At 68.7% G+C, this 10071-nt stretch carries 8 protein-coding genes; 3 read left to right on the top strand and 5 right to left on the bottom strand.

What is annotated here, in order from left to right; genetic code table 11:
- From AC5LUJ_RS03620 to AC5LUJ_RS03635, 4 genes are all read right to left on the bottom strand, one after another.
- Positions 1–1010: serine/threonine-protein kinase (locus AC5LUJ_RS03620; RefSeq protein WP_493464461.1), on the bottom strand; the 1010-nt coding region annotated here is incomplete at its 3' end.
- A 139-nt stretch (positions 1011–1149) separates the two neighbouring features.
- Complete coding sequence (locus AC5LUJ_RS03625) at positions 1150–1425, bottom strand: hypothetical protein (RefSeq protein ID WP_250280552.1); 276 nt, start codon at positions 1423–1425, stop codon at positions 1150–1152.
- Between the two features lie 281 nt (positions 1426–1706).
- A complete protein-coding gene (locus AC5LUJ_RS03630; RefSeq protein WP_493464462.1) occupies positions 1707–2651 on the bottom strand; it encodes a hypothetical protein in 945 nt (314 codons plus the stop codon).
- Between the two features lie 729 nt (positions 2652–3380).
- Positions 3381–7418, bottom strand: a complete 4038-nt coding sequence (locus AC5LUJ_RS03635) for an nSTAND1 domain-containing NTPase (RefSeq protein WP_493464463.1) — start codon at positions 7416–7418, stop codon at positions 3381–3383.
- A gap of 380 nt (positions 7419–7798) precedes the next feature.
- On the opposite strand from AC5LUJ_RS03635, the gene AC5LUJ_RS03640 reads away from it, so the two are divergent.
- Both AC5LUJ_RS03640 and AC5LUJ_RS03645 read left to right on the top strand, forming a co-directional pair.
- Positions 7799–8080 carry a type II toxin-antitoxin system Phd/YefM family antitoxin gene (locus AC5LUJ_RS03640; RefSeq protein ID WP_250280558.1) on the top strand — a complete coding sequence of 94 codons (282 nt, stop codon included), beginning with the start codon at positions 7799–7801 and terminating at the stop codon, positions 8078–8080.
- Positions 8077–8352, top strand: coding sequence for a type II toxin-antitoxin system RelE family toxin (locus AC5LUJ_RS03645; protein ID WP_250280559.1), 276 nt, complete (start codon positions 8077–8079; stop codon positions 8350–8352). Before AC5LUJ_RS03640 ends, AC5LUJ_RS03645 begins: the two co-directional genes overlap by 4 nt.
- Positions 8353–8366: 14 nt before the next feature.
- On the opposite strand, the gene AC5LUJ_RS03650 is transcribed toward AC5LUJ_RS03645, so the two are convergent.
- Complete coding sequence (locus tag AC5LUJ_RS03650; RefSeq protein WP_493464464.1) at positions 8367–9548, bottom strand: epoxide hydrolase family protein; 1182 nt, start codon at positions 9546–9548, stop codon at positions 8367–8369.
- Between the two features lie 91 nt (positions 9549–9639).
- Here AC5LUJ_RS03650 and AC5LUJ_RS03655 point away from each other — a divergent pair, with 91 nt between their 5' ends.
- Positions 9640–10038 carry a YccF domain-containing protein gene (locus tag AC5LUJ_RS03655; RefSeq protein ID WP_250280565.1) on the top strand — a complete coding sequence of 133 codons (399 nt, stop codon included), beginning with the start codon at positions 9640–9642 and terminating at the stop codon, positions 10036–10038.
- Positions 10039–10071: the final 33 nt, after the last annotated feature.

Consider the following 10071-nt stretch of genomic DNA (forward strand, 5'->3'; position numbering starts at 1 on the left):
GGCCCACCAGGCCCGACGGGTCCGGGGACGATCACTGTCGATCTGTCCGGTTGTCCCGCCCCGAACCCGGGGGAGGTCGGCGCCGGTGGCAGTGACGATGATGTGATCGTCTGCGAGCCCACGCCGGACAGCCAGCGAGCGAGTTCCCGTGGCCGGTCACCGGGCTCGTGCGCGAGCCCTTCCAGCACCAGGTCCGCGAGGAACGGCACGTTCCACAGCAGCGGGCTGGCGGCGAGCGCGGCCCTGGTCGCGGCCCGGTCCACGTCGCGTGGCCAGCCCGAAGCGTCGGGATAGTGCACGGGCGGCTGGCCGGTGAGCAGATAGACGACGGTCGCCGCGAACGCGTACCGGTCGCTGTCCGGCGTCGGCCGCGCCGCGTTCCCGGCCGCGAGCAGCTCCGGCGCGATATAGCCAGGGCTGCCCATGCCCAGCCGGGCCGTGCCGTCCGCGAGATTGGCCAGGCCGAAGTCGACCAGGATCACGCTGCCGTCGTCCTGCACGAGCAGGTTGCCCGGCTTGACGTCACCGTGCGCTACCGGAACACCGTTGGTGTCCTTCCCGCTGTGCAGGTAGTCGAGGGCCGTGGCCAGCTGCCGGGCGAAGCGGACACGCGTCGACAGGTCCGCGTCGCCGTGGGTCAGAAGCCACTGCCCGAGCGAGGTTCCTTCGACGTAGTCCATGACCAGGTACCTGTGTGGCGCGACGCCGGGCTGGACGTCTCCCTGCCAGTGCCGTGGCGCGCCGAGGAAGCCGCCGAAAACGCGGACGATCCCGGGATGCTTCAACGCCTGCAGCAACGAGACGTGCCGCGACCAGGAACGCTCGATATCCGGTGTCGCTCCGATGACCGGCCCGAAGTCCTTGACGGCGACGACGCTGCTGCCCGCTCCCCCCTCCGAGAGCGGTCGCACCGCCCGCCAGACGTCCCCCTCGCCCCCGGCGCCGAGGGACTCGATCAGCTGGTAGGCGTCCGGTTCCTGTTCGGGCCCCGCCCACAGGGCACTGCTCATCTGCCTGTTCCCCCACAGTGTTCCATGATTCACACAATGCTTCTTCTCGTTGCCGGCGGTGCGTACGGACCGGTCCTGATGAGGCTCCTGACATCCTCCTGGACGACCAGCACGGCACTGCCGCCAGCGCCGCCGCCCGCTATGCCCGTGGCCCCGGCGGTGGATTCCGGCGACCGCGGTCGAACAAGGAGAAAAGAACGTAGCCGACCGCCAGGAACGGCAGCACGAATATGATGGACGGGAACACGAACGTGCCGGAGTCCTGACCGGCCACATACACGCCGTAGCCAATGAAGGCGATACCGCCGGCAGCGCAGGACAGGCGGTCCCGGCCCCGTGCTGTCGGCAGAAAAACCATCCCTATGAAGACGATCCCGGACAGGACCGAGAACACCTCGTATGCTCCCCAGTGCATGGCCTCTCCTCCGTGGGCCTCGTGAACCGCTTACCGCACCAAAACAACACCGGCACGGGGCGGGATGGCCAGCGAGCGGGCCAGGTCGGGGGGACAGCCCCCGGATCCGGCCGGCTGCGGGGCCCGCGAAGTATGCTCGTCGGCGTGTTGCCGCCGGCCGGCCTTTCTCCAGCCGGGGCTCACCGGCCGGTCGTCCGGTGGGAGTGGCCGCGACGGTGAACCAGTACCAGCCGCCCGCGGTATGCCGGCCGTGCATACGGCCGGCAGCCGGCGGGGCATTGCTAGAAGGACCATTGCACGCCGTATCTCAGCCCCTGCCGGAGACTGAAGAACTCCGTCTGGACCTCGCCGATGGAGTCGACTTCCAGCAGGTCGTCGTTCGGGGTGAACTCGTCCGCTATTCTCGGATGCTCGCCGTTCAGCCGCCACAGCTTGCCGGGCAGCCGACCGGCGCCGAACCTGACCTTGAGGCTGAACCGGTCGAAGCGGCGCAGCGGGGTCAGGAGATAGTACGGCCGGAGCTCTTCCCGTGGGTATGCGGTGAACTGCACCGCATACTCGTGGCGCTCGCCGAGCCTGAGCGGCCGGGGCAGGCGGATGACGAACCGGGCGTAGTCCGGCCCGGGGCGGTGGCACTCGATTATCTCACCGCCATGGACCATCTCCGCGTGGATCTCACGTTCGGCTGCACCGCGTTCCGGTCCGGGCCGGACGCTCAGGGAGGCGATGATCTCGTCCAGTTCGTCGACGGTCGCCACGATCCGGCGTTCCTCGGTCAGCCGGGGAACCTCGAGATCGAAACGAAGCATCGATTTCAGGGACTCGACATACCATCCGTCCGGCACGTACTCGTTGTGACGTCCGCCTGGAGTGTCAGCCGCGCCGGTGATCTGTTCGGCGAGCATCCGGAAACCCTCGTCCATGCGACGGCGTGCGGTACGGGTGGAGTCGCCGAACTGCTTGGCCAGCCACGCCATCCGTTCGTGCAGAAACTTCTGATCTGTCTCTTCGTGCAGCGCCAGCGTGGCGAGGACGGCCAGGCGAAGATCGGACGGGAGCCGGCCGCACAGCTCGGTGAGACAGAGCACCAGCTTCCGCCGCGCGACCGACGGCGGGTCACCCGCGGAAATGTCGCAGGACAAGCGAAGACGCGGCCCTATACGGGCGTGGATGTCCTCGGCCAGCAGACCTCGGCCGCGGCGGATCTCGCACAGCTCTTTGATCATCTGGTCGTCATCCATACCGTACAGCCCCCCATCGGCCGCGTCCTCACGTTCGCCGCAATAGTAGAGGACTACGGACACAACGCAAGATTGGCCGTCGGACTCCCCCGGATGGAGCCGGCGCCTCGGATGCCAGATTGCCCGTCTGGAAGTCGAGTTGCCAAAAGAATGACAAATAATGGCCAGCCGGATGAGAGCCGGCGGGCGAATAGCCAAAAAATCAGCGATGGCCGGCCCGTCGACCGACCGGTCGACCGCGATTGGCTGCCACCCTCGACGGCTCGGCACCCAAAAGTAACCAGGCACACACCATCAGGTGGCAAAAAACTACTTCCAAACAAAAAAACTAGCGACAGGACGTCTCTGAATCCTGACGGTCAGCCATTTTCGCAGGTCCACCTGCCCCAGCCCGCACGGCCTGCCATGAAGTTCCGCTCACTCGGAGTCCATCGGGAGTCCCCCTTCCGGCTATCGCTCTTCCGCCACGAGGAGGCACCGGCGTCGGCCGGGCCGTGAGGCTGGGTGGGTGTGAACCCAGTGAAGAGCCGCTCGGGAGGCGCGGGAAGGGGTCGGCGAATGCCCGTACAGGTCCGTACGGACGTACTAAAGATCAGATAGTGATGATTGTCGGACGGGAGAGCCTCCGGACAGGCTGCGCGGTCCAGACAACCCCGCTCGCGATCGCTATGAGTACGGTCTCAGCGACTACAAGTAGTATGATCAGTAGCAGGATCAGCGCCTCCGGCACGGCGGACGGTAGGGCTTCCCCTCGATGTACCGCTCCCACTCGGCGGACGTGATCGGGTCCCCGCCGGTCGAGCAGATGGACGCCGCCACCCGCTCGAGGCCGGTGTCCCACAGCCGGACCGCATGGTTCTCCCCGCCGGCGGCCAGCACACCGCCCGGGCTGAAGGACACCGAATAGATCGCCTCGGCCGACGAGGTCAGCGTGGCCAGTTGCCGTGGCTGCCCGGGGCGGGTGGTGTCCCACAACCAGACGCTCTTGTCCGAGCTGCCGGCGGCAAGGGTGCGCCCGTCCGGGCTGAACGCCACCGAGTACACATAGTTGCTCGGCCCGGTGAGCGTCGCGAGATGACGGGGACGATCAGTCCTGGCCACGTCCCACAACCAGACCGTCCTGTCGGCGCTGCCCGCGGCAAGGGTACGTCCGTCCGGGCTGAACGCCACCGAGAGCACGTAGCTGTCCGGGCCGGTCAGCGGCGCACCCAGCACGGCCGGGTGCCGAGGGTCGGTGACGTCCCAGAGCCGGACGGTCCGGTCGACGCTGCCGGCGGCGAGGGTGCGCCCGTCCGGGCTGAACGCCACCGAGAACACGTAGTTGTCCGGGCCGGTCAGCGTGGCGAGGTGACGAGGGCTGCGAGGCTCGCTGACGTCCCACAGCCAGACCATGTGATCGTTGCCGCCGGCGGCGAGGACACGTCCGTCGGGAGCGAAGGCGATGGACTGGGAGTTCCCGGTGGGACCGGTCAGTGGCGGGTCGAGCCGCGCCGGATGCCGAGGGTCGGTGATGTCCCAGCGGTGCACGGTGCCGTCCATCCCGCCGACGGCGACGGTACGCCCGTCCGGCCCGACCGCCAGCGACCCTGTGAACCGGCTGGGCTCCGGCGGGCCGGTCACCGGCGGACCATGCAACGACGGCCGGACCCGGTCACCGACGTCCCACAGCCCCAGGGAGTTGTCGGCGTTGCTGCTGACCACAGCCAGCGAACGGCCGTCCGGAGTGAACCCCACGTTGATGACGTCGGCGAGACTACTGATCACCGGGCCGGGGACGGACCACAGCCGTGCGACACCGTCCGCGGCTGCCGTCGCAAGGCGATGGTCGGTCAGGAACGTCAGCGCGGTCACCGGTCCCGGATGATGCAGCACGGCCACGAGACGTCGGCTGGCGAAATCCCAGATCTTCACCGTGGTGTCCGAGCTGCCCGCGACGAGGAAACGCCCGTCCGGGCTGAACGCCACCGCGTTCACCCAGCCGGCGGCACCGGTCAGTGGCGGGCCCGACAGCACCGGAGCGCGGGGATTCCCGACATCCCATATCCGTACACTTCGGTCCGCGCTGCCGGCCGCGAGCGTGTGCCCGTCCGGGCTGAACGCCACCGAAAACACGGTCCCCGTCGGTCCTGCCAACGGCTCACCGAGCGGATTCGGCCTACGAGGATCGGCGACGTCCCACAGCCGCACCGTCCTGTCCGCGCTGCCCGCGGCAAGAATGCGCCCGTCCGGGCTGAACGCCACCGACTGCACATATCCGTCCATTCCGGTCAGCATCGTGAGGAGCATTGCCGGCCGCCCAGAGGCGCCGACATCCCAGAGACGGATCACGTTGTCCGCGCCACCGGCCGCGAGAGTGCGCCCGTCCGGACTGAACACCACCGAGTACACCGTGTTCGTGGGCCCTCCGTCCGCCAACGGGCCCAACGACAGCGGCCTGCCGGGGTCGGTCACGTCCCACAGCCGCACGGCCCGGTCAGCGCCGCCGGAGGCCAGGGTCCGCCCGTCCGGGCTGAACGCCACCGAGAAGACGGTGTCGGTGTGACCGCTCAACGGTTCGCCGAGCGGAACCGGTCGGCCCACGTCGGCCAGGCTCCACAGACGTATGGTCCGGTCGGCGCCCGCCGCCGCCATCAGCCTGCCGTCGCCGGTGACCGCGGCTGTCTGCATCACTCCGGGAAAGCCGAGCATGCGGGTCACCGGGGCGGTGGCGGACGAGTCCAGAAGGCTGGCGCGGGCCTGCGCGGTGGGAGCGATCCGATAGGCGGCCAGGGACAGCTGCGCGGCCAGGGCCGGGTCGCTGTCCCGTATCCGGTTCGCTTTGATGGCCACCTCACGGGAGATGGCCTGGTCCCGCTGGTTCTTGGCGTCCGCCCGTTGCTGGAGCGAGAAACCGGCCAGCGCACCGGCGAGAACGAGCAGTACGCTCAGCGCGGCGAGCATCTGGTAAAGCCGCCGTGTGCGGCGGCGTTCAACCCGTTGCTCCTCCGCTTCCTGCTGAACGCTCGCATCCAGAAATTCGCGTTCCAACACATTGAGGTAGGAGCGGTGCCGTGGATCGGCCGCCCATTCGCGGGCGACAGCCAGCCGGGTACCTCGGTGCAGGGTCGTGGAGTCGCGGTCGAGATCCGCCCACGACGAGGCGGCGATCGTCAGTTCACGGTGTGTCTGCCGACCGGCCCGGTCGGCGTTCAGCCAGTCCCGCAGCCGCGGCCACTCGTGCAGCAGCGCCTCGTGAGTGATCTCCACGGTGTCCGCGTCGACGGTGAGCAGCCGCCGTCCGATGAACCCGTCGAGGACCGCCTGCACCTCCTCGACGATGTCGCTGCCGGCCCGGTCGTCGAGCAGTTCGGCGGCCCGGACGCGGCGGCGGACATCCGCGGTGCCGTCGTCAATGTGGACCAGCCGTAGAAAGATCTGGCGCGCGATGCCCTGATAGGTGCTGTCAAATGAGCTGTAGACCTCTTCCGCGGTATCGGCGATAGCACCCCGTATACCACCGACTTCGTGGTAGTCCGCAATTCTCAGCGTATTCTTCGACCCACGCTGCCAGGTGGAGAGCAGGGCGTGCGACAACAGCGGAAGCGTGCCGGAGTCATGTGCGGCGGTACCGTCGGGGGAAGCGGGGGAAAGATCACGAAGAAGAAGCTCGACCAGGCCTTCCTCGCAGTCGATCTTTGCCTTGCGTGCGGGCTCGAGGACAGCGCGTCGAAGTTCGGTTTCCGACATCGCTCCGACAGCGATCTGAAAATCCTGCAGAGCCGTGGTCAGAACGGGAAAACGCATGGCATGCGCGTAGAAGTCGGCACGCATGCCCAACACGACGAGCGCCGGGGGTGCCGCGCCGGTGCCGGCCGGGCCCGCGCTACCGCCATTGCTCTCGCCATCCCCACGATCGGTGTCGACGCCTGCCGCCTGCAACGCGGTGATGAACATCCGCTGTTCTTCGGGGTCCGTGCATTCGATGAACATCTGCTCGAACTGGTCCACGACCACGAGCGCCCGCGGATCCGCGTTCCGGTCCGTGGACCCGGCACCGGCTGCCACCGCAAGGGCCCGCCGGAGAAGATCCCGGCAGCCTCCCGGGTCGCCCCGCAGATCGGCGGTCACGCCCGCCACGTCCTCCGCCGGCATCCCGGCCATGGACGCCAGATTCCGGGCGAAGTCATCGATCGGGCGCGCACCGGGCGTGAAAAGCATCCATGGCCATCGGTCCGACCCGGCCACGGAGCTGCCGGCGCGGATGGCGGGGATGACACCGGCACGCAGCAACGAGGATTTTCCCGACCCGGACGGCCCCACCACCATGAACAGGCCGCCGCCGGGCCGTTCGGTGAGCCGTGCCACCGTCGCCTCGGTCAGCTTCTCCCGGCCGTAGAACCATTCCGCGTCCTCCGGCTGAAAGCTCGCCAGCCCGCGATACGGGACGGGAGCGCTGGCCGGCCGTCTGCCCGGCGCCCGCCGGACCCGGCTGAGGGCGTCTGCCCACTCGCTGATCTCGGCCGGGTCGGTCACACCACAGGAACGTAGAATGTCGTGGAGCAGTGTGGGTGGCTTCAGCGCTGGCAGATGCCGACCACTGAAATAGCCGCCGAGCGTACCGGTCGGAATACCAACCGCCCTGGCCACGTCCCGCACTCCGAGCCCGGCCCGTTCCCTGAGCGAGGTGAGTTCCCGAGCGAAATCCTGCCGGGTGACGATCGCGGCCGGATCCGGCCGGCCGCCTGGCTCGGACGTGTCGTCCTTCTCAGTCATGCCACTCCGATCGCGCGCCCCACTCGACCGCACGAAGTTTTCTCGGAGAGCGGTTGCGCCCGGCCCGGAGCGGATGTCCACGCTCCGGGCCCCGAGGGCCTGGACGTCCCACGGCTGCGGGGATGCCGCGCACCGGGCACGGCGGCTGTGCCCGGCCTACCGTCCGGCACGGCGGAGCGACGCCGACACGTCGATCCAGGAGCGCGGTCACGTGCCCGCCGACGGCAAAGAGATCATTATCAGGTTCCCCCCGACCCATAGAGACAAGTCTTATATCACCGGCTCGTCACCCATAAGGGCTTCCCGCCATCCGGCCGGACCACAGGCGGCTGACATGGTGCACCCAGTCAGGTACTCCCAGATGAGCCAGAATTCTGTACATGACGACGCTTCCCCTTGCCGAGGCCCGGGCTCGGCTGTCCGAGCTTGTCGCTGCTGCGCAGACCACCCACGAACGTTTCGAGATCACCCGTAACGGACGCCCAGCGGCGGTACTGGTCGCCACCGACGACTACGAGGCGATGCAGGAGACCATCGCGGTCCTCGCCGACGGCGAGCTCATGCAGGCCGTCACGGAAGGGCTTGCTCAGCTCCACACCGGTGACGTCCTCGACGAGGACGAACTGGCCGGCTACCTTCGCCGCCACGGTCGCGGCGGGTGACGGCAGGCCGATACCGGCTACGAATCGCCCGGGGCGCCGCCCGCGCCATCGCCGAAACGCTGCCCGAAAAGGTCGCGACCGCCGCCCACAAGTTCGTCACCGGACCTCTGCTCGACGCCCCGCACCTGGTCGGCAAACCCCTCGACCCGCCGTTCGCGCCACTGCGGTCGGCACGACGCGGGCCCTATCGGGTCATCTACCTCATCGACGGCACCAGGCATGTCGTCGAGGTCACCGCGATCCGCCACCGCGGGGACGCCTACCACACCTGAACGCCGGCCAGCGCTCACCGCGGCCCGTCAGGTACATCGTCACGAGCCACCCGCAGCGGTAGCAGGCGGAAGAAGGTGCGGAGTTCGTCGACGAAGAGGGCTGGTTGTTCGAAAGCGGCGAAGTGGCCACCGCGGGCCGGCTCGTTCCAGTAGCGAAGGTCCCGGAAGCGGGTCTCGACCAGCCGGCGGGACAGCCGGACCGGCTCCCCCGGAAAGATCGAACATCCGGTCGGGACGGTCACCGCCTCCTGCGGACGGCTACGGAAACTCTCCCAGTACAGCCGGGCCGAGGACGCGCCGGCCGCCGGCAGCCAGTACATCATCACGTTGTCGAGCAGCTGGTCCCGGGTGAAGATCTTCTCCGGGTGCCCGTCGCAGTCCGTCCAGGCGTGGAACTTCTCCACGATCCAGCCGGCGAGCGCGGCCGGGGAGTCCACCAGGCCGTACCCCACGGTCTGCGGGCGGGTGGACTGCTGGGTCGAGTAGCCCGTCCCCGCCGCCCGGAAACGCCGGCCCGCGTCGAGTGCGGCCTGGTCCCGCTCGTCGAGTTCCCCCAGCTCCGCCGTGGCCGCGCGGACGTCCACCGATGGCAGGGTCAGATGCAGGCCGAGCACGGCGTCCGGATGGCGGCTGGCAAGCTCCGCCGACACCCTCGCCCCCCAGTCGCCGCCCTGCGCCACGTACTGGTCGTAGCCGAGCGTGGCCATCAGCCCCGCCCACGCGTCGGCGATCCGTGGCACCCCCCAGCCGGGGCCGGTCGGCTTGTCGCTGAACCCGTATCCCGGCAGGGATGGCAGGACGAGGTGGAACGCGTCGGCGGCCGAGCCGCCGTGGGCGACCGGGTCGGTCAGCGGCCCGATGACGTCCAGGAACTCCACGACCGACCCGGGCCAGCCGTGCGTCATCACCAGCGGCACCGCGCCGGGATGCAGCGAGGTCACGTGCAGCACGTGGATGCCCAGCCCGTCGACGTTCACCCTGAGCTGGCTGAACGCGTTCAGCCTGCGCTCGAGCGCCCGCCAGTCGTACTCCCGCTCCCAGTAGGCGCACAGCTCGCGCAGGTACTCCGACGGGATGCCCTGGGACCAGTCGGAGACGGTCTCGCGCTCGGGCCAGCGGGTCCGGCGGAGCCGGTCACGCAGGTCGTCCAGGTCGGCGTCCGGGATCTCGATGCGGTACGGGGCCGCCTCGGCCATGAGCTTTCCAGTCCCTTCGTCGGTCCGTCCGCGGCGGAAGTGTCCGCTGCTCGGTCGTGCGGTCCCGGATTCAAGGAGGAGGATGGGAGGTATGCGTCTGATATTGAACCTGATATGGCTGGTGCTGTGCGGGTTCTGGATGGCACTGGGCTATGTCATCGCCGCACTGATCTGTTTCGTCCTGATCATTACTATTCCGTTCGGGATCGCCTCGCTGCGCATCGCCAACTTCGCCCTGTGGCCGTTCGGCCGCCGGGTGGTCGACCACCGTGACGCGGGCGCGCCGTCGCTGCTCGGCAACCTGCTGTGGATCGTGTTCGCGGGCTGGTGGCTGGCACTCGGCCATCTGACGACCGGCCTGCTGCTGTGCCTGACGATCATCGGTATCCCGCTGGGGCTCGCGAACTTCAAACTGATCCCGGTCTCGCTGCTGCCGCTGGGCCGGGAGATCGTCCGCATCGACGGCCCCGACCGCCTCGCCTTCCGCTGAGCATCTCGCCGTCTCCTGGCCACGGCTCGCTCC

The organism is Protofrankia sp. CiP1_Cm_nod3, from assembly GCF_982290655.1.

Excerpts from the sequence above, each read along its gene's own strand:
- AC5LUJ_RS03630 (WP_493464462.1), bottom strand. The coding sequence starts at position 2,651 with ATGATCAAAGAGCTGTGCGAGATCCGCCGCGGCCGAGGTCTGCTGGCC.
- AC5LUJ_RS03635 (WP_493464463.1), bottom strand. The coding sequence starts at position 7,418 with ATGACTGAGAAGGACGACACGTCCGAGCCAGGCGGCCGGCCGGATCCG.
- AC5LUJ_RS03625 (WP_250280552.1), bottom strand. The coding sequence starts at position 1,425 with ATGCACTGGGGAGCATACGAGGTGTTCTCGGTCCTGTCCGGGATCGTC.
- AC5LUJ_RS03640 (WP_250280558.1), top strand. The coding sequence starts at position 7,799 with ATGACGACGCTTCCCCTTGCCGAGGCCCGGGCTCGGCTGTCCGAGCTT.
- AC5LUJ_RS03650 (WP_493464464.1), bottom strand. The coding sequence starts at position 9,548 with ATGGCCGAGGCGGCCCCGTACCGCATCGAGATCCCGGACGCCGACCTG.
- AC5LUJ_RS03655 (WP_250280565.1), top strand. The coding sequence starts at position 9,640 with ATGCGTCTGATATTGAACCTGATATGGCTGGTGCTGTGCGGGTTCTGG.